Below are 22,618 nucleotides of genomic sequence, written 5' to 3' on the forward strand. Positions count from 1 at the left end.
ATGTGATGCAAAAATGTCAGTATTACAAAGTTATGGTGTTCATTGGGAACCATGTGGGGTTGGTCTGATTGAGCGATTGTGCGAATGCGAACAAATTCCCGCAAGTGGAATTTAACCGGTTGCACAGTGAGCGTTTCATTGCTAGCCAGCCAACTGAATTCTCGTAAGAAGAAAACTAGGAGATTACATATGAAGACCAGCCGCCTTCTCTCGGGCCTCGGTGCAATCGCTATGACGGTAGTTCCCGTCGCGGCTCAGGCCGGCACCCGTGCCGCTGACGCCGGCACCTTCGCCGTGCAGCCTGTCAAGATGTCGAGTGTCGAGCGCGGCACCGAGTCGGTTAAGTCGAAGAGTGAAATGGGTGGTTCGGCAACCATTCTCGCTGTTCTTGCCGCAGTGGCCGTGATCGTCGGTATCATCATCGCAGTCGATGACGACACCACCGACTAAGTAAGTCGGGCAAAAAAATTCGAACCCCGTCGGTGATCGTTACCGGCGGGGTTTTTTATTGCTCTGGCCTAGCTCGGGGCAAGGGAGGGTAGGCGTGCCTACAAATCGCAGCGGTACTTTTTTGGCGAAATGGCAAGAGGCGTTGCGCGTACTCGGCTGGCCCTTGGTTTTGCTGCTCTTGGTAGCATTAGTCTTGGGTGGCGGCGGCGTAAGGCATGGACTTGCAAATCTCGTTGTTCAAATCGTGGCGCTTGGAATTTTACTGCTGTACCCGGGCATTTTACGCCGGTTTCGTGACGCCGCTCCCAAATCTCTGATTATTCTAGTCGCTCTGACGCTTCTCTTGCCTATCTTCCATCTGATCCCGCTTCCGGCTGGTATCTGGCAATCCCTTCCTGGGAGGGAAATGGCGCTACAGTCACGCGAGCTGGTCAATTCCGGCAATGATTGGTTTCCGTTGACCCTCGACCGTGGGAGAACTGTCACTGCACTTGTCGCGCTTGTTGGGCCACTCGCAGTTATCGCCTGCTTTCGCTTCGGGTCGAATTCGGCACCGCGCCATGCATTGGCATTATTGGCAACCGTGGCTTTCGTCCAATTTGCATTCGGCGTGATCCAGTTTGCGGCTGGGGGGGATACCCTTACGCTTTACGAGACCAACCAAGTCGGACGATTTTACGGATTTTTCGTAAGTCACATTGCCAGCGGACTGGTCATGGTAATCGGTCTTTGTGCTCTGGTCGGGCATTACTTGTCCGACGAACGGTCGAATGTTGCCACGCTTCTCTACCTAGCAGGCGGTGCTTTGCTGGTCATAGGGGTCATATTGACCAATTCGCGATCTGCCGTGGCACTGTTGATATTGCCTGGGCTATGGGTTCTTGCGGTCGCTGCCAAGCGGGCATGGGTTATGCCGCGGCGCACCCGTTGGGGATTTCTTGCTGCTGGAATCGTCGGTGCAATGGCCGTCGCTGCTGTTTTCGCAACCAACGACCGGCTGGGACGGACATGGGATCGCTTCGACAGCTTCGAAGATTCGCGGCCAGATATATGGGAAGATACACTGGTCGGGATTGACCGATATTGGCCCGTCGGCAGTGGAGTGGGCTCCTTCGACGAAGTTTTCCAGGTAGAAGAATCGCTAGAAATGCTGGTCGCTAAAAAAGCGGCGAGGGCCCATAACGAGTATCTAGAGATATTGCTGGAAGCTGGGATTTTCGGGGCGATCCTTGTTTCACTTTGGTTTGTCTATCTCGCTTACGCAGTCATTCGTGGACTGCGATCGGTTCATGCTCCTGTCACGCTTGCCGCTGCAATGGCGGCGCTCTGTTTTGCCTTGCAGGCGCTTGTGTATTTTCCGCTACGAAATATGGCGGAGTTATGCGTTGCAGGACTGCTCGTGGCTCTGCTAACGGCGCCGCTGACGATAAAGAGGGATCGTAGTCATTGAGTAAGCTTCGTAACGGCGTGTTCGTCGCCCCAACATTATTGCTTGCAGGTTGCTTCAGCCCGTCGTCCGATCTCCCGGCGGGAGAAGCGGCGTATCGCGTTATGCCAGCGGCCTCCGATACGTTAGGCACGCTGGAATACCGTATCGGGGTTCTTGATACCCTGTCGATCCGGGTATTTCAGGAGAGCGAACTGACCTTCCCCGAGATCTCGGTAAATTCTGCCGGCACGATTAACTTTCCTTTTATCGGTGAAGTTACGGCGGCAGGAAAGACGCCTATTCAACTGAGTCGAGAAATCGAAGAGGGATTGGGATCGCGATATATCCGCGACCCCCAGGTGGTCGTTGGCGTGGTCACCTCCGCAGCGCAACGTGTGACGGTGGATGGTCAGGTCGAACAGCCGGGTGTTTACGAGATTGCAGGTACGTCTTCGCTCGTAGAATCAATTGCTCGCGCTCGAGGCCTGAAATTCACAGGGGTAGATGACGAAGTTGTCGTTTTTCGCATGATCGATGGCGAGCGTCACGGAGCTGTGTTCGATCTCAAGGCTATTCGAGAAGGTAAGGCCGAAGACCCCGAAATTCTCGGTGGAGATCGCATCGTCGTAGGATTTTCAGCGCTTCGAGGCGCTTTCGAGAATTTCCTTCGCGCCGCACCGCTTTTCAATGTTTTCACAAGGTTCTGACAATTGGCTACTGGTTATCCCCTCGGCGGCTCATCAGACGCAAAGTCGGAGATGCGTCGTGAATATCCCTCCGAGAGACCTGTCGACGACGATGTCTTTTTTGACATCGACTTGCGCCGGGTCGGCGCGGCCATTCGTCGCAATCTCCTAGGCATTATTGCCATCCTGGTGGTTGCGTTAGGCGCTGGCGTTCTCGTGACTCTTTTGATGCGGCCCCAGTTTGTCGCTACCTCACAGGTCCTTATCGAGCAGAGTGCCGATACCATTATTGAGGGCGCTGATACGCAGTCGGTGGTTCCGATGCAGGAAACCGAGCGGTTTCTTCAGACGCAAGTGGATGTGATCGAAAGTCGCAGCTTGGCTGAGCGGGTCGTGGAGTCGGAAAATCTGGCCGATCGCGAGGACTTCTATGCGGCACAGGGACAAGAGTTACCTCAACTGGATTCGCTCGAAGGATCGGGCTATTCTGGGCCCGAAGGTCTTGCTCGCCTACGCCGCGATATGGCCATCCAGATGGTGCTCGATTCGCTCAACGTGACTTTGCCGATCGACAGTCGTCTCGTTTCGATACATTTCCAAAGCGGCGATCCGGTGATCGCCGCGGAGATGTCGAATTCAATTGCCCGCAATTTCATCGAGAGCAATCTGGCGCGAAAGTTCGATAGCAGCGCCTATGCCCGTGAATTCCTTGCCCAGCAGCTAGAAGATTCGCGCAACAAGCTGGAGCAGAGTGAAAAGGATCTTAACGCATTTTCACGCGCAGCGGGCCTTATCCGGGTCACAGGTCAGGGTCAGAATGCCGATCAGGAAACGACCTTGTCGGTTACGAACCAAACCCTTGAACAGATCAATACAGCCGCGGCGCAGGCGACAGCTGAACGCATCACTGCGGAGAATATTTGGCAGAGCATCGCCAATCAGCCGATCGAATCCGTTCCACAAGTCTTGCAAAATTCCGCTTACAGCCAGTTGGTTCGTGAACGCGCAGTTGCCGAAGCCAAGCTGGCGGAAGAGAGGGCCCGCCATCTCGACGCGCATCCAAACGTTCAAGCGCTGCAGGCTCAGGTGGACGAGATAAACACGCAGATTCAACAGGTCGGCAGGGCCATCAAGAATTCCGTTCGTCTAGCTTACGAAGCTACGCGTAATCGCGAGAATGAGATACAGGACCAGGTCGGTCAGATACGCGATACGGCTCTCGACGAGCAGGACCGGGGCGTCCAATACAATATCCTCAAGCGCGTCGCCGAGACAGATCGCGCTCTCTACAATACCCTTCTGACCCGATTCAACGAATTGAACGCAACGGCCGGTTCGACATCGAACAACATATCGATGGTGGATGTTGCGCAGGTTCCGCGCGATCCTTCGTCGCCCAACCTCATCATTAATATGATAATTGCGCTGATGGGCGGGATGCTTGTGGCTGCTGGTTTCGTATTCCTCCGTGAGCAATTCGACGACGTATTGCGGACACCGGACGACGTCGAGCGGAAGATCGGTATCCCGCTGCTTGGACTTATTCCCATGATCCAAGGCGCTAATCCGTCCGAAGATCTCGAAGATCCGAAGTCTCCGGTTAGCGAAGCCTATCAGTCGCTAGTGACCAACCTGCGTTACAGCACGGGGGCGGGGATTCCCCGTACTCTTGCGGTGACTTCGGCGCAGGCAGGGGAAGGTAAGACCACATCTGCGGGCAAGCTTGCTCTTGAGTTCGCCGAGCTTGGCCGAAAGACTCTCTTGATCGATTCGGACCTGCGTCGCCCGACGCTGCATCGGAAGCTGACCAATCCTAAACAGGAGGGCTTCACGGCCGTTCTGGCAGGTGAAAAAGGCATCGATGAAGTATTGGTGGCCTCGGATCATCCGAACCTCACCTATATGACGGCGCTCCCGATGCCGCCTGATCCGGCGGCACTTCTCGGAAGTACAAAGTTCGACGAACTTATCGCCAACCTTCTCGAAAGGTTTGAGTCTGTGGTATTCGACGCTCCGCCGATGCTTGGTCTCTCAGATGCGCCGACCATCGCTGCCCATACCGATGCAGTGCTGATTGTTATTGATGCCGAGTCGGGTAACCGTGGCGCGGTTAAAACGGCTCTCGGCCGACTTGGAATGGTGAAGGCTAATGTCATCGGCGCGGTTTTGACCAAATTCAATCCGCGCAATGTAAGTGGTGAATACTCGTATTACGGCAACGACTATTACGCGTACGAGACAACGGACGAAGACAGGTGAAGATCAAGCGTCGACAGGTAACTGGCTGGTTCCTGCGCGTCGCTGCATTCTTGATGCTGGCCGCTTTAGCCACGGTCTTCCAGCTTGATCGCCACTCGCGAACGCGCCTAACCTTGATGGCGTACGTTCCGCCGAACTTGGGTGGATTTGCGGACGCCAATGCAGCGCGGTTGCTGGCGGTTCCGGCGCCGGATTTGGCTGTCGCGCGAGCTGAGTCATCCCTCCGGCACCGGCCGATCGATGCGTCCACGCTCTCCTCTTTTGCGCTGGCCGCAGTCGAGGGAGACGATGTGGAAAGAGCTGGGCGGGCGCTCTCCCTCGCCGCCCAACGTGGATGGCGCGATACCTATACCCAAGTGATGGTCGTCGGTAGCGCAATCGGAGCAGAGAACTGGGAAATCGCTGCTCAGCGCATTGACGCTTTGACACGATTGAGACGGGAGCAGGAGGCGATTTTCGGATCGTTAAGTCTCATGTTGCAAAGCGAAGGGGGGCGGAAGGCTCTCGCGGATCGTCTCGCCGAGAGCTATCCGTTGGTCTATGCTCTGGCCGATTTTATCGGCGCATACCCGGATTACGGGGAAGAGGTCGCCCAAGTGTTCGTAATGTCCGAAAACAAGGGTGATGCAATGGACTGCTCGCGTTTTTCTCGCGTCACGAGGACATTACTCGCGAGAAACAAAGGCTCAGCGGCGCTTTCGGTTTGGCCCGATAGATGTTTGGGTGAAGCTGGCCGCGATGCCGCATTCGCCCCGACATCGGGGCTGGGGGAGGAGGATCCATTCGCATGGTCCTTCCCGTCAGTTCCGGGCCTGTCTGTCCGTCATGGCGAAGGTACAGTAACCGTGCGTAATCGCGATCCACTTCGGCGCCAGTTCGCATACCGATATCTTACTCTGGAAGCCGGGCAGCACAGGCTGCGATTAAGGAGCGACACAAGTCCGGGAGTTATGTCTGGCATGGCCTCAGGCAATGCGTTGGTTCAGGTTTCCATGCGGTGTGACCGAACCTCGCGGGGAGCGGCCAACAGTCTGATCGCACAGGATTATGATGCGGAAATTTCATTCGACGTGCCAGAGGATTGTCCCACACAGTTTCTTGCTCTGTCCACGTCGAAGGGTACGGTGACCGACTTGGCCATCGCAATCGATTGATATTTGAGGCCAAGTCGAGTGTTCTGATCAGGAATGTGAAATAGATCAAACTGCTGGCAGAGACATTTCCGCCACAACGGGCAGCGAGTTAAAGTAGCGTGAAAATTACAACATCTCTACCGTTTGCTATCGCGATGGCCATACCGAGAACGCCAGCGAGCTATGCAGCATACGTTGCAGCGCCGTTACTGCTGATCAACTGGCTTTCGTCGCGGACCTACGCGCCCGCGCTCTTTCTGATTTTCTTTCTCACGACAGCGGGCTTTGTGAACTACGCCCTTGGTTTGAGTTTCTCGGTTACAGCCTGGGCACTCGAATTGGCGCTTGTCTTGCCATTTCTCGCGGCAGCGCTTGGTTTCAAGCCGGCAGCTTATGTTAACGGAAGACGTCTGATCCGCTCTCTCAACGTGATCGTTCTGATTACTAGCTTGCTAAGCCTAATCCAGATGGGTTTCCCGTTCCAATTACCCTACGTCCACTACCTTCCGGACTACTACAACGGCGGGTTCGGTAATGGCGGGGCCAAAATCGTCACGATCATCGGCTTTTTCGGGATTGCTGAAGCTCTGACGCGCAAGCGCAAAATGTCCTTTATGGAAAACAGGGTCTTGCTTGTTTCAGTACTCAATTTTCTTGCCCCGAATTTCATCCTCGGCATTCTGGCAGGAGTAGCGGCACTGATCATCTTCCTACGCCGCAATCGTGTGATCCTCTTCGCCGGTGCGGCGGTGGCCATGGTCATCGTACCCTACGTCCAATTTCGGGCCGAAACAAAGAACAACCAGTTCACCGAATATTACGGAGTTAATCCAAAGCTCTATGCGTTCGCGGCGGTGGGCGAACTCTATGTTGATCAGCCTCACACCATTTTGGTCGGCACAGGATTAGGGCAATTCTCCAGCCAGCCTGCGATCTGGTCGAGTCCCATCAACCGCTACATCGGAAGTCATGATCTGCCACAATTGCCCGGGATGTTCTCGGCCGAAGTCCACAATCGCTATCTCGCGCCCGCGCTCTTGCGATTTAAGTCTGATATCTGGGCAATTCACTCTTCTGCCAACAAGCCTTACGGTGGGATCAGTCAGCTTCTTGCGGAGTTCGGTCTGCCGTTTACGATATTCATCCTCTATTCACTCTATGCGCTCTACTGGCGGAATGCTCGCGGGGACTTTGGGAGAACAATCTTCCTGTTCGTGATCGGCGTCAATCTCCTCGATCCTCAAATCGATTCTCCATGGTTTGGCGTGATGCTCATTGCTTCGCTCGAAGCAATTCGCAGGGATGCAGCGAGGAGGGCTGGCGCTGATCAACTCGAAGGCCCCCGAGAGAGTGGAGTTTTCGCTGTTCCCAGACCGATATCTAGTCCGAACGCAATCTGAACCGGTCAAAAGAAACCAATCTCAGCCGCGCCGTCCATTTAATTTGGAAAACCGATTGTGCTTGGCAAGAAAAAACCCGCCAGCGGCGGGTTTTTGTTCGATGGTGGGCGTACCAAGGTTCGAACTTGGGACCCCTACGATGTCAACATAGTGCTCTACCACTGAGCTATACGCCCACGCTATCGAACTGGCCGTTTTGTGCGGCAGGCGCGCCGTTTAGCGAGGCCTTTCGAACCGCGCAAGAGGCAAACGCTGGTAATCTTGTCAAAGCTGTGCGCTAACCTTCTCTTGCAGGACACGCTCCACTTCGATCACGAGATCCCGCAGATGGAATGGCTTCGAAAGAACCTTGGCGTGAGGCTGCTCCCGGCTTGCCTTGAGCGTGACCGCAGCAAACCCGGTGATGAACATCACCTTCGTTGCCGGGCTGATCTCGTTGCAGCGCTGAGCGAGTTCGATACCGTCCATTTCCGGCATGACGATATCGGAAAGAAGCAAATCGTATTCGGCATTCTCAAGCAGCGGGATCGCTTCCGTTCCCCGATCTACGGCGTCGACATCATACCCTGCCTGGTTCAATGCGCGCTCTAGGTAGGTTCGCATAGCCTCGTCATCTTCGGCCAGCAGGATTCGTTTGTGGTGCAGCTCACTCATGGCAACGCCTTAACCCAATTCGCTTAAGAAATCTTCCATTCTGACGATTATGTCTCTTAATGAGACCTTCCCACTTTGACTTGTCGAAAACAAACCCACAGTCTCTCTGCATGGGTGATGAAACCACTCTTTCGGGTTTTGATGATTCGGTCAGCAGGCCGTCAGAAGACGACAGGGTTTTCGAACTCCAAGTGGGCGCTAATCTACCCATTCCGGTGCTTCTTGCAGTACCACACGGCGGACGAAATTACGCGAGCGATGTTCTGGCGAGCCTGCGCCACAGCGGTTCACGATTACGCCTTGAAGATCGACATGCGGATACGCTCGCTCATGCTATTTCGGAGGAAACGGGCGCTGCGCTGCTTGTCGCCAAGGCTCCTCGTGCATTGATAGATCTCAATCGGGCGCCAGACGATGTCGACTGGTCGATGATCCACGGCGATAAGCCGTCACGGTCCAACTCTCTTGCGAACAGACGAGCTCGTAGTGGCCTGGGCCTGGTCCCGCGTCGCTTGCCTGGCTTGGGCGAACTCTGGAAGCACCCGCTGGACCGGATCGAACTCGATCGTCGGATCGATACCGTGCATCGCCCATATCACCAGGCGTTGGGCGCGACACTCGAGGAAATACGCGATCACTGGGGGGCAGCGCTTCTTATCGATCTCCATTCGATGCCGCCCTTGCGGCGGCGCTACCAGGATGAAGTCGCTCCCGAGTTCGTACTCGGAGACCGGTTTGGCTCCAGCTGTCACGGTGGCCTGATTGCGACTGCGCTGAACTACTTTGGCAAGTCCGGAAGGCCGGTGGCCCATAATCAGCCCTATTCGGGTGGCTACGTGCTTGATCGTCACGGCGCCCCCCGGCGCGGAATCCACGCGATGCAGATCGAGGTTTGCCGGACCAGCTATCTGGATTCTCGCCTTGAGGAGCCGAGTGCGCGCTTACCTGCCGTCGCCCGTCTGATATCCGGTCTGGTGCGCGAGCTCGCCGCCAGTGTTGCGGAGTTGAGGAAGGGTGATCAACTGCCTCAGGCCGCAGAATAGACAACATGCAAAAAACCACCCCGTGCGATGTGCACGAGGTGGCCAAGGTTCAGGGAGGAGATGCACAAAGTGCATCATGTCGGCAGGCAATGAGGGGAGCGCCGCCGACGCTATTTAAATGGTGATTTCGGGGATGCTTTCAACCATCAAAAATTTGGTGGAATGCGGCATGCCGACGCGATTCCACCACAGTTCGTCGTGCTTGATAAGATTGCTTAACAGGTTCGTTCAGGCTTGAGCGTTGGGCTTCGGGGCCGTCCCCTGCTGAACCTGCCGTGCAAAGATAACCCGCATCAGTTCAAGCGAGAATATGTGGGCGTTGATCAGCATCATGATGCCGTTCTTGTTCCACTCTGCAGCTTTTTCAGTGCTGATCTCGCGGAGCTTTTCCTGATCAACCATCTTGAAGCCGCGATAAACAAAAGGATTTTCCTCACCCTCGCGCTGAATGGCAACTTCTCCGTCCATCAGCAGATCGGCATTCTTGATTTCGGTCAGGAACGCCTGTGTGCGTTGAGCCGATTGTTCGAAATGCTGGCAGAATTCGAGAACGCGCTTCGTGGCATCGGTAGTGTTGCCTTCGTCGTCAAAGAGGCGTTCGCCCTCATCGAATTCGCCGATCGCCTCGCTTGTAGGATCGAACATGAGTGAAAGATCTGTCGCCTCCGCTTTCAGCTTGGCGAGCATAAAAGGATATCGCCTGATGTAAGCTGGAAGGTAGACCTGTTCAGTAACCTTGCCGGCGTCGTCGACGAAAGTGTTCACGCCTTCATTGAGACCCATCAGAGCCAACGGAAGCGGATTCTCGCCACTCGAAAAGACGATCGGGAAATTGCGCTGCGCCTGGACAAACTCGTCCACGGTTAGCGGAATGGCGTGAGCCTTTGCGAGCCAAGGTGCGGCATCGATGCTGCGCGTGCGGTAAGTCTTGTGGTCCTGACTGTTCAGTGGCATCAAGTCGTTGAAAAACAGTGGCAGTTGGGGCTGCTGCGGCGCGCTCGCCATGACAATTCTCCGAGTGTCTAAAAGATCTTTGAGTAGGACGGGCGGTGACATAGGAACAACGCACGCCGGAAGGTGCGGTCCCTTAAGGTGTTGAGCCTTCTTGCGCAAGCGGGACAAGTTTCCCAGGGTTTAGCAACCCGTTGGGATCCAGCGCTTGCTTGATACTTCTCATGAGAGCGAGCGCTACCGGATCGCCCAACCGGCCGAGTTCAGTTCGCTTGATCTGTCCGATCCCATGTTCGGCACTGATAGACCCGCCCCATTCGGTCACCAGATCGTGAACATAACTGCTGATCTCTTTTCCTTGTGTGTGCTCCCATTCCCCGCCTGTCGAACCGCTGGGAGCGAGGACATGAAAATGGACGTTCCCGTCTCCGAGATGGCCGAATGCGACAGCCTTCGTTCCGGGGAAGCGCTTTTCGATAGTGGGTGATATTTCGTCCACAAAATCCGCCATTCTGGAAACAGAAACGGAGATATCGTGCTGCATTGCGGGCCCGATCGCCCGTTCGGCCGGAGCAATCGATTCGCGCAGGAGCCAAAAATCTTCAGCTTGAGTTTCATTGGCCGCGATGACAGCGTCATTGAGAATTCCCAGATCGAGGGCTTTGCCGAGAATCTCTTCGGCGAGCGCGCCAAGCGCCTCCGTTTCGCCAGCTTTAGACGTGAGCTCGATGAGCGCGTGCCAAGCGTGTTTTCCTTCGACCGGTGAACGTGCGTAGGGCAAATGGTCGATCACTGCGGCAAGGCTGTGGGCGGGTATCACTTCGAAGCCTTCTAACGAGTCCCCAGCCAAATTCTGAAAGTGGAGCAAAAGGCGGCGGGCGTCCTGTAGCGAGTTTTGCCCAACCCAGATTACCTTGCGCTCCCCGATTTCGGGAAGCAGGCGGAGAGTTGCAGCCGTGACGATACCCAGCGTGCCCTCAGAGCCAATAAGCACCTGTTTCAGATCGAATCCGCGATTGTCTTTCTTGAGAGGGGTGAGAGTGTCGAGAACTGAGCCATCGGCCATGACCGCCTCCAATCCCAGAACCTGATTGCGCATAGTTCCATGGCGGAGGACCTGCGTACCGCCCGCATTGGTCGAAACAAGGCCCCCGACAGTCGCAGACCCCTTGCCTCCCAGAGTCAGAGGAAAGCGCAACCGCCGCTCCTCCGCTGCTTCGTGCAGGTCTTGAAGGATGACGCCCGCTTCGCACGTGACTTCACCTGCATCGTTGTCGAGCGAGCGGATGCGGTTCATGCGCCTCAGGGACAAAAGAACTGTAGTGCCGGACGCATCGGGTGTGGCTCCTCCGGACATCCCGCTGTTGCCGCCCTGCGGCACGATAGGCACGCTGTGCCTTGCGCAAAGTCTAACGAAAGTCGCGACTTCTTCCGTAGATGCCGGAGACGCCATACCCAGAGCCTCACCCTTGAAGCGACCCCGCCAGTCCGTTAGCCAGGGTTCGATAATTTCTCTGTCGCGGGTGAATCCCCGTTCCCCGAGCAAATCGGCGGCTTCGGCGAGAAAAAGATCGGCGTTATCCATTCGCTGCGCCATGCCACAGTCGCACCGGCGATGACTACCTCTTGTCAGGGCCGCCAATGTAATTAAGCCGATATTCAAATGTCTTGGCTCACATGGGCATCTCACCGATGTCGCGGGTTTGCTACGCGGCCAGAGGAGCGAAATCGCATCGTCGATGCCTAACCTTTTCGTGATCTTTGCGCTTTTCGCGCTCCTGCTTCCTGTGGGTTGGTTTGGCTTGCCGACCGTCGAGCAGGATGTGGGTGGTGCAGTCGTGTCGCAAGGTGGAGAGGGCGACCGGAAAATCTCGCCGCTTCCGCTATCGGAAAACGCGCCCGCATGGTCCTTGGTGCTCGAGGGCATAGAGCCACCGACGAGCGAACAGGTAAGGATTGAGCGACGCGTGATTTTGCGCATATCGCCTGCTCCCAGCCGGATCCGGGATGATATTTCGCCCGACACGGTAACCAGCCGGCCTCGTACCCGCGTCGTCGCACGCCCCGCAGGGAAATGCGTCGACACATCGGCTATCGGCGGCGTGGCCGACCGGGGCGATTATCTGCTTATGTTCATGCGTGACAGTCGGACTATCGCAGCACGTTTGGAAAAAGGATGTTCTCCGCGAGATTTCTATCGTGGCTTCTATGTCGAACGCAGTGACGACGGACAGCTATGCATCGGTCGGGACCGGATAATGAGCCGTTCGGGCGCCAAGTGCCAGGTTGAGAAATTCAGTCAGTTGGTTCTCGAACGAAGGGACTGACCGTTTTCCTTGACTTGTGCGCTTAAATTAGCGAAGGGCACACACGGTAAAGGCCGCCCAGTTGCGGCCTTTTTCGTATTTCCTAAACAGAGGCGATCGTAACCCACATGAGTTTCGCCGATCTCGGCCTATCACCAGACTTGCTGAAAGCGGTTGAGGAAGCCGGCTATACCGAGCCGACCCCGATCCAGTCGCAGGCAATTCCCCCGGTCCTGATGATGAAGGACATTGTCGGAATTGCGCAGACCGGCACTGGCAAAACCGCCAGCTTCGTTTTGCCAATGATCGACATCATGGCGAGTGGCCGGCGCCGAGCGCTCATGCCGCGCAGTCTCATTCTTGCCCCGACTCGCGAACTTGCGGCCCAGGTCGCCGAGAACTTCGAGAAATACGGAAAGAACCACGACCTCAAGCTCGCCCTGCTGATTGGCGGGGTCCAGATGGGAGATCAAATCAAGGCGCTCAATGACGGTGTGGACGTGCTGATCGCTACCCCGGGCCGGCTCATGGACCTGTTCGAGCGCGGAAAAATCTTGCTCAACGGCTGTGAGTTGCTTGTCATCGATGAAGCCGACCGCATGCTGGATATGGGCTTTATTCCAGACATCGAATTCATTTGTTCGAAGCTTCCAGAAACGCGTCAGACGATGCTTTTCTCGGCCACTATGCCGCCGCCGATCGAAAAGCTGGCGAAGAAGTTCCTCAACAATCCCAAGCGGATCGAGGTAAGCCGCGCGGCCACAACGAATAAAGACATCACCGTCTTCAAGATACCGGTGAAGAGCCGCCAGAAGCGCGAGACGCTACGCTGGTTGCTGCGCAACGACCATGTCGAGACCGCGATCATCTTCGCCAATCGCAAGACGACCGTGCGCGAGCTCAACAAGAGCTTGCAGCAACACGGTTTCGCCAGCAGCGAGATCCATGGTGATATGGACCAGTCTAGCCGCATCAAGGAACTCGATCGCTTCAAGGCTGGGGAAGTGAATATTCTTGTCGCATCCGATGTTGCGGCGCGCGGGCTGGACATCAAGGGTGTGAGCCACATATTCAATTTCGACACGCCCTGGCACCCGGACGACTATGTTCACCGGATCGGTCGCACGGGCAGGGCGGGGGCCAAGGGCCGCGCTTTTACCTTTGTTTCCGAAGAGGACGCCGAGGCAATCCAGAATGTCGAAAAGCTTACGGAAAACGAGATCCCGGTCTTCGGCAAGAAGGACGTGCGGGTCGATCTGGTAGAAGCGCCCAAGGAACCGAGGCAATCCCAAGAGCCGCAGCGCGAGGAAAAGCCTCCCCGCGGCCGGAAGAAAGACACCGGTCCTGCGCAGAAAAAAGAAACCGCGCCTGTACAAGTAGAAAAACCAAAGCGCTCGGCTCCAAAGAGGAATCAGAGCGAAATGTCTTCCAATCCGGGCGATTGGAACGGACCGGTCCCGGGTTTTCTCGAAGTTTCGGCGATTTGAACTTTTAGCGCCTCGGGTGACGCTGCGTCACCTCGAAGATCACGTGCCCACGCATCTGTCACGCAGATAAAGGTGAAGTGGTTCTAGTCAGTGACTAGACGTACGAAGCTGTCGAGTACCCGCTTTGTGCCAGCCTTCTCGAATTCGATCTCGAGCTTGTTGCCTTCTTGGTCCATAACGACACCATAACCGAACTTCTCATGGAAGACCCGGGCACCGATGGCGATGTCGGCGCGTGGTTTGGCGGCAAAGCTTGCCGCGCTCTTTCCCGGCTCGGCAAGACGTTTGGGCGTGCTATCATATCCGGTTGAAAGGGCCCGCTGCCAACCCGGGCCCCGTGCGGTGCTGCGATCGGGGCGTGCGTTCGAGACATGCGCGAACGGGTCCTCGTTCTCAGTCCAGTTCGCGCGCCATAGCGATGCGCCGCCACTCATAGTGGTTTCGCTCTCGATATGCTCATCGGGAAGTTCTTCGATGAAGCGGCTGGGAATCGAACTGGTCCACTGGCCATATATGCGCCGGTTTGCCGCATGGTAGATCGTGCAGCGCCGTTTTGCGCGTGTGATCGCCACATAGGCCAGGCGACGTTCCTCTTCGAGGCTCGCGAGGCCACCTTCGTCGATGGCGCGCTGGCTAGGGAATACGCCTTCCTCCCAGCCGGGCAGGAAGACATGATCGAACTCCAGCCCCTTTGCCGCATGCATGGTCATGATGGTGAGTTTTTCGCCATCGTCGGCCCGGTCGTTATCCATCACCAGGCTGACATGCTCAAGAAAATCACCGAGGGTCTCGTACTCTTCCATCGCCCGCGCAAGTTCGGTGAGGTTCTCAAGCCGACCCGCACTCTCTGCGCTGCGATCCTTCTGGAGCATCTCCTCGTACCCGCTCTCGACAAGCACGGTACGCAGAAGTTCGGAGGGCGAGACCTTTTCCTCCAGCTCCCGCCATTGGACGAACTGGCCGAGCAGACCGACCAGCGTGTTGCGCGCGCGGGACGGCAATTCGTCGCTATCGGCAAGATCGAGCGAAGCCGCAGCTAACGGCGTCTGGGTCTTGCGCGCGTGACGGCGCATGGCCTCCAGCGTCTTGGCTCCGAGTCCCCGCTTCGGCTGGTTGTATATCCTCTCGAAGGCGAGATCGTCGGCAGGCTGGGCAATTGTGCGAAGGTAGGCGAGGGCGTCACGGATTTCGGCGCGCTCGTAAAAGCGGAAACCGCCGACGATGCGGTAATTGAGGCCGATCTGGATGAAGCGGTCCTCGAACTCACGCGTCTGGTATTGTGCGCGCACGAGAATGGCGACCTGGTCCAGCGGAGCTCCTTCGCTCTCGAGACGCTCGATTGCTTCGCCCACGCGGCGCGCTTCTTCGGGAGCGTCCCATACACCGACAATCCGCACTTTCTCGCCCGCAGGCAGTTCGGTCCATAGTGTCTTGCCCAGCCGCTCGCTATTTGCATTTATGAGGCCAGACGCCGCTGCGAGTATCTGGGGCGTGGACCGATAATTCTGCTCCAGCTTAATGACCGCCGCCCCGGGAAAGTCCTTTTCGAACTTGAGGATATTGGCGACTTCTGCGCCTCGCCATGAATAGATAGACTGGTCGTCGTCACCCACCACGCAGATGTTCTTGCGGGTCTGGGCCAGCAGACGGAGCCAGAGGTACTGGACCTGATTGGTGTCCTGATATTCGTCGACAAGGATGTACTTGAAGCGCTGCTGATACTGCCCCAGCACATCATGGTGCTGGCGGAAGATATTGAGGATGTGCAGTAGCAAATCACCGAAGTCGCACGCATTCAGGGTTTTGAGGCGGTCTTGATACAGCTTGTAGAATTGTGTGCCGCGGCCGTTGGCATAGGCTTCGTTCTCGACCGCATCGAGATCGCCCGGATTGAGGCCGCGGTTCTTCCAGCGGTCGATCAGTCCGGCAAGCTGGCGAGCGGGCCAGCGCTTTTCATCCAGGTCATTCTCCTGGATCAGCTGCTTGAGCAATCGCAACTGATCGTCGGTGTCGATGATCGTATAGTTGCTTTGCAGCCCAACGAGTTCCGCCTGTCGCCGCAGCATTTTTGCGCCGATCGAGTGGAACGTACCGAGCCATGGCATCCCTTCGACCGCATCGCCGATGTGCCGACCGACGCGGTGGCGCATTTCGCGCGCGGCCTTGTTGGTGAAGGTGACGCAGAGGATTTCGCTCGGCCAAGCCCGGCGGGTTGCGATGAGGTGTGCAAGTCTTGCGGTGAGCGCCGCAGTCTTGCCGGTGCCCGCTCCCGCGAGCATCAGAACCGGCCCCTCCGTCGTCAGGACAGCTTCGCGCTGGGGAGGATTCAATTGCGCCGCATAGGGCGGAACCGCGTCGTTTCCGGCGCTATCGACAGGGGCGGGCAATTCGGACATCGTTCCGGAACAGCTAGGGAACGTAGCGTGGCAGCACAAGCCCTGCCGCCGGAAGCGCGCCGGAACCAAGGCATGACTTGAATAGTAATGGTGCCGATGACCCTCTCAGGAGACATTACCATGAAGAATATCATTCTTGCCAGCGCAGCAGCGCTTTCCTTCACCGCAGCCCCGGCCGTCGCACAAGAAGCCGTAGCGGTCGACGCTGAAGGCGATGTGTATGTTCTGACCGACGATCAGCAGATGATGTATGATGGTTGGCCGATGGATCGCCGTACTACGTATGATGCTTGGCCACCCGAGGTGCAGGAATATTACTGGACCCTAGACGATGATCAGACCACCGCCTGGTGGGTGCTTAACGATGACCAGCGTGTCCGTGTTTACGAGATGACGCCTGAGCAGCGGACGATGGCATGGCAGCAGATCAATTCCCAGCTAACTGCGCAGACCAGCGCAAGCGCCACTGGAACTACCGCTAGCACCACTGCCGCCACAGCCAGTTCAATGTCGCCGCGCTTCGTCCGCAGCGAAGTTATTCAGACCACGCCGGCCAATTATCAGGCGACTGCAAACGGCGATGATCTGCCGATCTGTACGGCGGGTCAGCAGGATGGCTGCATCAATGGCTGGGAAAAGAACAAGACCGGCAATCGTCCGCTGGAATACTGGCCGGGACGCCCCGCTAGTGAAATTGACGAGCCGCTTCCGGCAACCCGTCCTGACACTGATGATGATATGTAATTGAAACACCCTGCGCCGCTTTTTCCAGCGGCGACGCTTGGAAGGGGCAGGTCCGTCTTGGTGGGCCTGCCCCTCATTTCTCTCTCAGCCCGCTAGGGAAAGAAGGGTGATTTTGGCCTTTCCGACGACACGGTCGGCCTCCGCTTTCAGCGTTTTGACGGCGATGTCCTCGTTCCTGCGGGTTTCAAGCGCAATCCATGTCGCGGGCCCAATCCACCCCAGCCGGACCATCCGATCCAGCGCCACCTGGCCTGCTCCAGTCTCGTAGGGGGGATCCATCAGAATGAGGTCGTGGACATTCTTTGCCGGGCCGAGGCTCATCACCGAGCCCTGCTGAATCTGGGTGCGACTACGCGCATCGAAAGTTTCCACGTTGGTGCGTATCGCCTTCACCGCGTCGGAATCCTGTTCGACGAAAAGGCAATGCGCCGCGCCGCGAGATAGCGCTTCCAGCCCGAGGGCTCCCGACCCGGCAAACAGGTCGAGCACCGAAAGCCCTTCAAAGCTGCCAAGGCGGCTGCTCAGCATGCTGAACAATGTTTCGCGTGTGCGGTCGGCTGTGGGACGGGTGCTCTCACCCTTCGGGGCGATCAGTTTCCGCCCGCGCCATTCCCCGGCGATTATCCTCACTTGCGGCCGCCGCGCGACAGATCGCGCTTGAACGCTTCGACATCGCCGCGCTTCAATTCGATCGCTTGGCCGCGAGGCAGGTCGCCGAGATGGAAAGGGCCGTACCCGATCCGCAGAAGGCGGTTCACCTCCAGTCCGAGATGTTCGAGAATAAGCCGGACTTCGCGGTTCTTTCCTTCCCGCAGGGTCATTTCAATCCAGCGGTTGCGCCCCGAACCCCTCTCCAGATTGGCCTCGATCTGACCGTAGCGGATACCGTCGATTTCTACTCCTTCGATCAGCTCGTCCAATTGGCTTTGCGTGATCTCGCCGAAGGCGCGCGCGCGATATGTGCGCGGCACTCCTGAGGAGGGCAATTCCATGGCGCGCTTCATTTCGCCGTCGTTCGTAAGGAGCAAAAGGCCTTCGGTGTTGAAGTCGAGGCGACCGACCGGCATTACTCGGCCAGCATCCTTGGGCAGTGCATTACGCAGCGCGGCGTAAATCGTGGGCCGCCCCTTGGGATCCCGCTCTGCTGTGATGAGGCCCGACGGTTTGTGGAAGGCAAACAGGCGGGTGTCTTCAGCATCGCCGACAGGCTTTCCGTCCACGGACACGCCGCGCAGGCTTTCCAGCTTTATGGCCGGGGTGTCTAGCACCTTGCCGTCGAGCGAAACGCGCCCGTCGGCGATCATCCGCTCGATTTCGCGGCGACTGGCAACACCCGCGCGTGCGAGCAGTTTGGCGATACGGTCGCCGGCTTCGGGAAGTCTGTTGTCGGACATGGACGCGCGGTTAGGCCCTCAGTTGGCGGCGCGCAAGGCTTCCTCGACTGTCTCGTGATAGCGCCTGATGCCGCCTTCCATCGTCCCGAGCGTCAATTCCGGAACCGCGCCGGTCTCCAGACCTTGCTGACCGAGCTCGGCGGCGCGAAAATCCTCGGAGGCGAAAACCCCGCCGTCAAGCAGCGCCCAACTGCGTTCCCAGTGGTCGCGCGCTTTGTCGGTGCTCGGATGCTCGGGAATGAGCATGAAGTCCTCAACCAGTGTGCGGTTCTGGGCCTGTGGCATCATGACCATCAGGTTGATGTAGTCGGGGCTGGGAATGACAAGCGCGCCAGGCATCAGCTGGTACGCGAAGGTCACCACGCGGCGAAGCTGTGCCATGTCGGTGAGATCCACGCCCTCCATCTCCTCGAGCCTTCCGACTGCGCTGCGTGCATGCGGCCCGATCATGTCACCGCTAGTCACGCCGTCCTTGAAGAACGGGCCGATGGTCTGCGCATGGAGACGTGTAACGTGGTAGCTTTCGAGGAAGGCATCCATGATGAGCTTCCAGTTTCCTGCCACCTCGTGCGTTTTGCGCCGGAAGAGGACATGCTCGCCCATGCCGAGCGCGTCGAAGTCCTCTCCCAGCCTGTCGGCCAGACTGAAATCCGCCGTTTCTTCCTTTGGACAGAACCATATGACCCCGCCGCTTTCGCGCGAGGGCAATTCCACAAGTCCCATCTCGCTCTTGTCGAGTTCGGGGAAAGTGTCCGGGCGGGGCAGGGCCAGGAGGCGGCCATCCACTGCATAGGTCCAGGCGTGATAGGGGCAGACGAACTTCTTGGCGCATTTGACCTCGCTGCCTTCGACAAGACGTGTGCCGCGATGGCGGCAGACATTCAGGAATACGTGGACTTTGCCAGCAGCATCGCGGGTAATGAGCAGCGGTCGTCCTGTCGCATCGTGCGGAACTGCCATTCCGGCATCGGGCAGCAGGGCGCTGGGGCAGAGAATTTGTGGCAGCCGGTCGTAAATCGCGCTCTTCTCGCGCGCCCAGTAATCAGGATCGGTATATACGTCGGCGGGCACGCTGGTCTGACCAAGACCATCGCGTTCCTTGTTGTCCGCAATATCCTGTGCAAGTGCCAGCATGCCGTCAGTCGGCCGGCGCCCATCGAGTAGCGTGGAGGGAACTCCCATCGCGCCTGTTCCTTTCTCTCTCCGAACGCTAGTGTCGCAAAAAATAGATCAAAACGGAAGGACGCTAGGGCATGGCCGAAGCGGTTGAAGAAAAGAAGAAATCAGCGTGGAAGGTGCTGGCTCTCGCGCTGACCAATCGCAAGACCGGTTTCATGCTCCTGTTCGGCTTTGCCAGCGGACTGCCTTTTGCTCTCTTCCTCGGCACGCTCTTCGCCTGGTTGACCGAAGCAGAGGTCGACCTCGAGACCATGGGCATATTCTCCCTCATCGGGCTTGCCTATGCCTTTCAGTTCCTGTGGTCGCCTTTGATCGACAAGGTTAACATTCCGATCCTGCGCAAGCTGGGGAGGCGAAAGCAGTGGATCGTACCGATGCAGGTGCTGCTGGGAATTATCCTTGTCACCATGAGCGTGCTCGAACCCAGGACGCAGCTTGGCTGGTTCAGCCTGCTTGCGGGGATCGGCGCCTTTGCTAGCGCCACGCAGGACATCGCGATCAATGCATGGCGCATCGACGTGGCGGACGAACGCGCGACCATCGACATCCTCTCGACCGTCTACCAGATGGGCTATCGCCTTTCCTCGCTCGTAGGCGGTGCTTTGGGATTGGTCATCGCTGCGCGGATCGGCTGGCCTGAAACCTATGCGCTGATGGGGGCAATCCTGCTTGCGGTTGGCTTCGTCGGACTGTGGGCGCCGAATGCCAAGGAAGAGGCGGCCGACATTGCCAGCGAAAGCGAACTGCAGGTTCGCGCCCTACGCATGGCAGGAGAGCTGGCGCCTTCGGTCCGCAATCGCGCGCTGGTGCTGGTTGGTCTGCTTTGGGCAGGGGCAATCGGCGTGGTCATGACGTTCATGATCATGTCTTTGACCTATGCGCCGGAAGACCGGCCCAATCCTACGGAATTCACCATCAATGTGGGCCCATGGATCATTGTGGCGACCATTATCCTGCCTGCACTCATTGCCGGTTGGCTTGCCAGTAAGAAGCGCCGCGGAGAGCATCTTCTGGCGCAGGATATGGAACCGGCGACGGGCGGTTCGTTCGCGCTCGATCACCTGTATCGTGCGCTTGTCCTTCCGCTAGTGGAATTTGTCGGGCGCATGGGCTGGTCGCTGGTGCTTATTCTCGCTGTGGTGCTGACCTATCGTATCTGCGACGCGATCTGGGGGACGTTCGCCTATCCGTTCTACCTTGGGGAGCTCGAATACACGAATGACGACGTGGCATTCGCTTCGAAGTTCTTCGGCGTGGGCGCCATCATCGCCGGTCTCGCGCTGGGCGGTTTGTTGCTCACCACGATTGGCCGGATGGCAACCCTGCTGATCGGTGGCGTGCTGGCCGCTCTGACCAACTTGCTCTACGCGGACATGGCGATTGGCGGCGCAAATATGCAGGCGTTCAGCGATTTCGTGGGCTTTACCTACCTGATCGAGCAGGTGCCGGGCATCGGCGATGCCGCACTCGCCAAGTTGACCATCACCATTGCCTTCGAAAACCTCGCGATCGGTGTCGCCGGTGCGGCTTATGTCGCTTGGCTTTCGTCGATCGTGTCCAAGAAGTTCAGCGCAGTGCAATATGCGCTGCTGTCGTCGCTGACGCTGCTGGTGGGCACTCTGGGGCGGGGCGCACTGGGGGAGATGATCGAGAACCAGGGTTATTTCGATGTCTTCATCCTGACGACTTGGATCGGTCTTGGTGCAGCGGTGCTGGTGTGTTTCGAATGGTACCGCGAAAGCCGCGGAAGGAAGGCCGCCGGTATCGTCGCGCCGGAAGCGGGCGAGCCTGTCCCGGCTAAGTGATCAGTCGGGCAGTTCGCCGTTGAGCTTCAAGACTTCGCCTGCAAGGTAGAGCGATCCTGCGATAAGGACAGGCAAGCCATCGTCTGGCAGGGCGGAAAGGGCGGAGGGCACGTCCTCCGCCAGCGGCACACCGGAGCCGAACGCTTCCGGGCTGTGCCAGTCGTGGCCCGGAACAGGGACTACGGAGATGCTGGCTATGGCAGCCCTCAGCGGCTTCACGATCGCTGCCGGGTCTTTCGCGTCTAGCATGCCGATGACTAGGTGCAGACGCTGGCCTGCGAAGTGGCGTCCCAGCGAATCTCCCGCCGAAGGGTTGTGTCCGCCGTCCAGCCATAACTCGCGGTCTCGCGTCAGCGGACCAGGAGACAGGCGCTGCAGGCGTGCTGGCCACTGCGCCTGACAAATTCCGGTGGCTAACGCATCAAGCGTCATCCCCACACGCTCTTGGTGCCGCAGCATCGCGACTGCCAGAGCAGCGTTCTCCGGCTGGTGCGGGCCGGGCAGGGCGGGGAGCGGCAGCGAAACTTCGCCGTGCCCGTCCGCATAATGTAAGCCGGTTGTGCTAGTGCTCATCGACCATTCGCGCCCACGCGTGACGAGGGGTGAGCCATTCCGCGCCGCGGTTGCCTCGATCTCGCGCTGCGCCGGTTGGGGGTAGTCCAGCGTGACCAGCGGGCAGCCCAGCTTGGCAATCCCGGCCTTTTCGAAGGCGATGCGGGCGAGCGGTAGTTCCGGTACGCCCTGCTCGGGTGCGAGCAGGAAGCGTTCGTGATCGATGCCCAGCGCCGCGATCCCGCAAGCGGCCAGCACGTCAGGTTCGAGCACGTTGGTCGCATCGAAGCGGCCGCCGAGGCCTACCTCCACAACGCAGGCGTCGGCGGGGACACGCGCGAATTCAGTGAAGGCGGCGGCGACGGTCACTTCGAAGAAGCTGGGCTTCAGGTCCTCGCCCGCATCCAGTACTTCGGCGAGGAGGTCCGCCAGTCTCGCGTCGGTAATCAGGTCGCCCGCCACCCGGATGCGCTCGTTGTACCGGACCAGATGCGGGCTGGTGGTAACATGGACCTTGTACCCTTGCGCCTCCAGCATCGCGCGCAGGAACGCGCAGGTCGATCCCTTGCCGTTGGTCCCGGCGACATGGAAGACCGGCGGCAACCGGCGATGCGGATTGCCGAGGCGCTCCAGCAAAGCCCGGATTGTCTCCAATCCCAACCGCCCGTCGGGCACGCTCAGCCTTGCCAGCCGGTCTAGCTGGGCCTGTACCGAAGCATCGTCCGAGCGGGCGAAATCCCGCATTATGAG

19 protein-coding genes and 1 tRNA gene are annotated in these 22,618 nt (G+C 58.0%); 11 read left to right on the forward strand and 9 right to left on the reverse strand.

Annotated features, from left to right (window positions below; all coding sequences use genetic code 11):
* Positions 1–189 precede the first annotated feature (189 nt).
* The 6 genes from GRI69_RS08795 (at position 190) to GRI69_RS08820 (ending at position 7,357) form a co-directional block, all read left to right on the forward strand.
* Positions 190–450, forward strand: a complete 261-nt coding sequence (locus tag GRI69_RS08795; protein WP_160727913.1) for a hypothetical protein — start codon at positions 190–192, stop codon at positions 448–450.
* A gap of 94 nt (positions 451–544) precedes the next feature.
* Positions 545–1,900, forward strand: coding sequence for an O-antigen ligase family protein (locus GRI69_RS16350; protein WP_160727914.1), 1,356 nt, complete (start codon positions 545–547; stop codon positions 1,898–1,900).
* On the forward strand, positions 1,897–2,586 hold the full coding sequence (locus tag GRI69_RS08805) for a polysaccharide biosynthesis/export family protein (protein ID WP_160727915.1): 690 nt from the start codon (positions 1,897–1,899) through the stop codon (positions 2,584–2,586). Before GRI69_RS16350 ends, GRI69_RS08805 begins: the two co-directional genes overlap by 4 nt.
* 3 nt (positions 2,587–2,589) lie before the next feature.
* Positions 2,590–4,824 carry a GumC family protein gene (locus GRI69_RS08810; protein WP_160727916.1) on the forward strand — a complete coding sequence of 745 codons (2,235 nt, stop codon included), beginning with the start codon at positions 2,590–2,592 and terminating at the stop codon, positions 4,822–4,824.
* Positions 4,821–5,978 carry a hypothetical protein gene (locus GRI69_RS08815; RefSeq protein WP_160727917.1) on the forward strand — a complete coding sequence of 386 codons (1,158 nt, stop codon included), beginning with the start codon at positions 4,821–4,823 and terminating at the stop codon, positions 5,976–5,978. The genes GRI69_RS08810 and GRI69_RS08815 overlap by 4 nt, the downstream gene beginning before the upstream one ends.
* A gap of 98 nt (positions 5,979–6,076) precedes the next feature.
* The gene (locus GRI69_RS08820; RefSeq protein ID WP_160727918.1) at positions 6,077–7,357 is read left to right on the forward strand and encodes a hypothetical protein; all 1,281 of its coding nucleotides are present in this window, start codon (positions 6,077–6,079) and stop codon (positions 7,355–7,357) included.
* 101 nt (positions 7,358–7,458) lie between these two features.
* Here GRI69_RS08820 and GRI69_RS08825 read toward each other — a convergent pair.
* Positions 7,459–7,533, reverse strand: a tRNA-Val gene (locus tag GRI69_RS08825).
* Positions 7,534–7,621: 88 nt separating this feature from the next.
* Complete coding sequence (cpdR, locus tag GRI69_RS08830; RefSeq protein WP_160727919.1) at positions 7,622–8,011, reverse strand: cell cycle two-component system response regulator CpdR; 390 nt, start codon at positions 8,009–8,011, stop codon at positions 7,622–7,624.
* A gap of 110 nt (positions 8,012–8,121) precedes the next feature.
* Here cpdR and GRI69_RS08835 point away from each other — a divergent pair, with 110 nt between their 5' ends.
* The gene (locus GRI69_RS08835) at positions 8,122–9,054 is read left to right on the forward strand and encodes an N-formylglutamate amidohydrolase (protein WP_160727920.1); all 933 of its coding nucleotides are present in this window, start codon (positions 8,122–8,124) and stop codon (positions 9,052–9,054) included.
* Positions 9,055–9,282: 228 nt separating this feature from the next.
* Here GRI69_RS08835 and GRI69_RS08840 read toward each other — a convergent pair whose 3' ends face one another.
* Positions 9,283–10,059 carry a SapC family protein gene (locus GRI69_RS08840; protein ID WP_160728168.1) on the reverse strand — a complete coding sequence of 259 codons (777 nt, stop codon included), beginning with the start codon at positions 10,057–10,059 and terminating at the stop codon, positions 9,283–9,285.
* 82 nt (positions 10,060–10,141) lie between these two features.
* Complete coding sequence (locus tag GRI69_RS08845) at positions 10,142–11,590, reverse strand: FAD-binding oxidoreductase (protein ID WP_160727921.1); 1,449 nt, start codon at positions 11,588–11,590, stop codon at positions 10,142–10,144.
* Between the two features lie 154 nt (positions 11,591–11,744).
* Between GRI69_RS08845 and GRI69_RS08850 the strand changes: the two genes are divergently transcribed.
* Both GRI69_RS08850 and GRI69_RS08855 read left to right on the forward strand, forming a co-directional pair.
* Positions 11,745–12,332, forward strand: a complete 588-nt coding sequence (locus tag GRI69_RS08850; protein WP_160727922.1) for a hypothetical protein — start codon at positions 11,745–11,747, stop codon at positions 12,330–12,332.
* Between the two features lie 107 nt (positions 12,333–12,439).
* Positions 12,440–13,798, forward strand: a complete 1,359-nt coding sequence (locus GRI69_RS08855; protein WP_160727923.1) for a DEAD/DEAH box helicase — start codon at positions 12,440–12,442, stop codon at positions 13,796–13,798.
* A gap of 83 nt (positions 13,799–13,881) precedes the next feature.
* Here GRI69_RS08855 and GRI69_RS08860 read toward each other — a convergent pair whose 3' ends face one another.
* A complete protein-coding gene (locus GRI69_RS08860; protein ID WP_160727924.1) occupies positions 13,882–16,194 on the reverse strand; it encodes an ATP-dependent helicase in 2,313 nt (770 codons plus the stop codon).
* Positions 16,195–16,314: 120 nt separating this feature from the next.
* Between GRI69_RS08860 and GRI69_RS08865 the strand changes: the two genes are divergently transcribed.
* Positions 16,315–16,938: a hypothetical protein gene (locus GRI69_RS08865; RefSeq protein WP_160727925.1), complete on the forward strand. Its 624-nt coding sequence runs from the start codon at positions 16,315–16,317 to the stop codon at positions 16,936–16,938.
* Positions 16,939–17,022: 84 nt separating this feature from the next.
* Here the strand turns inward: GRI69_RS08865 and rsmD are convergent, their stop codons facing one another.
* Genes rsmD through GRI69_RS08880 form a run of 3 tightly spaced genes read right to left on the reverse strand, consistent with a single transcriptional unit; the run spans position 17,023 to position 19,514 of the window.
* On the reverse strand, positions 17,023–17,568 hold the full coding sequence (rsmD, locus tag GRI69_RS08870; protein ID WP_160727926.1) for a 16S rRNA (guanine(966)-N(2))-methyltransferase RsmD: 546 nt from the start codon (positions 17,566–17,568) through the stop codon (positions 17,023–17,025).
* A complete protein-coding gene (locus GRI69_RS08875) occupies positions 17,565–18,332 on the reverse strand; it encodes a pseudouridine synthase (RefSeq protein WP_160727927.1) in 768 nt (255 codons plus the stop codon). Before GRI69_RS08875 ends, rsmD begins: the two co-directional genes overlap by 4 nt.
* 18 nt (positions 18,333–18,350) lie before the next feature.
* A complete protein-coding gene (locus GRI69_RS08880; protein WP_160727928.1) occupies positions 18,351–19,514 on the reverse strand; it encodes an aromatic ring-hydroxylating oxygenase subunit alpha in 1,164 nt (387 codons plus the stop codon).
* 71 nt (positions 19,515–19,585) lie between these two features.
* On the opposite strand from GRI69_RS08880, the gene GRI69_RS08885 reads away from it, so the two are divergent.
* The gene (locus GRI69_RS08885) at positions 19,586–21,316 is read left to right on the forward strand and encodes an AmpG family muropeptide MFS transporter (protein ID WP_160727929.1); all 1,731 of its coding nucleotides are present in this window, start codon (positions 19,586–19,588) and stop codon (positions 21,314–21,316) included.
* Here the strand turns inward: GRI69_RS08885 and GRI69_RS08890 are convergent, their stop codons facing one another.
* Positions 21,317–22,612 (reverse strand): bifunctional folylpolyglutamate synthase/dihydrofolate synthase, encoded by a 1,296-nt coding sequence (locus GRI69_RS08890; protein WP_160727930.1) that lies wholly within the window; start codon positions 22,610–22,612, stop codon positions 21,317–21,319.
* Between the last annotated feature and the right edge of the window lie 6 nt (positions 22,613–22,618).

The sequence above is a fragment of the Qipengyuania vulgaris genome (genome assembly GCF_009827325.1).
In the GTDB taxonomy this organism is placed as follows: domain Bacteria; phylum Pseudomonadota; class Alphaproteobacteria; order Sphingomonadales; family Sphingomonadaceae; genus Qipengyuania; species Qipengyuania vulgaris.

Coding starts and splice junctions, on each gene's coding strand:
- GRI69_RS08795 (WP_160727913.1), top strand. CDS start 190: ATGAAGACCAGCCGCCTTCTCTCGGGCCTCGGTGCAATCGCTATGACG.
- cpdR (WP_160727919.1), bottom strand. CDS start 8,011: ATGAGTGAGCTGCACCACAAACGAATCCTGCTGGCCGAAGATGACGAG.
- GRI69_RS08835 (WP_160727920.1), top strand. CDS start 8,122: ATGGGTGATGAAACCACTCTTTCGGGTTTTGATGATTCGGTCAGCAGG.
- GRI69_RS08840 (WP_160728168.1), bottom strand. CDS start 10,059: ATGGCGAGCGCGCCGCAGCAGCCCCAACTGCCACTGTTTTTCAACGAC.
- GRI69_RS08845 (WP_160727921.1), bottom strand. CDS start 11,590: ATGGATAACGCCGATCTTTTTCTCGCCGAAGCCGCCGATTTGCTCGGG.
- GRI69_RS08850 (WP_160727922.1), top strand. CDS start 11,745: ATGCCTAACCTTTTCGTGATCTTTGCGCTTTTCGCGCTCCTGCTTCCT.
- GRI69_RS08855 (WP_160727923.1), top strand. CDS start 12,440: ATGAGTTTCGCCGATCTCGGCCTATCACCAGACTTGCTGAAAGCGGTT.
- GRI69_RS08860 (WP_160727924.1), bottom strand. CDS start 16,194: ATGTCCGAATTGCCCGCCCCTGTCGATAGCGCCGGAAACGACGCGGTT.
- GRI69_RS08865 (WP_160727925.1), top strand. CDS start 16,315: ATGAAGAATATCATTCTTGCCAGCGCAGCAGCGCTTTCCTTCACCGCA.
- GRI69_RS08875 (WP_160727927.1), bottom strand. CDS start 18,332: ATGTCCGACAACAGACTTCCCGAAGCCGGCGACCGTATCGCCAAACTG.
- GRI69_RS08880 (WP_160727928.1), bottom strand. CDS start 19,514: ATGGGAGTTCCCTCCACGCTACTCGATGGGCGCCGGCCGACTGACGGC.
- GRI69_RS08885 (WP_160727929.1), top strand. CDS start 19,586: ATGGCCGAAGCGGTTGAAGAAAAGAAGAAATCAGCGTGGAAGGTGCTG.
- GRI69_RS08890 (WP_160727930.1), bottom strand. CDS start 22,612: ATGCGGGATTTCGCCCGCTCGGACGATGCTTCGGTACAGGCCCAGCTA.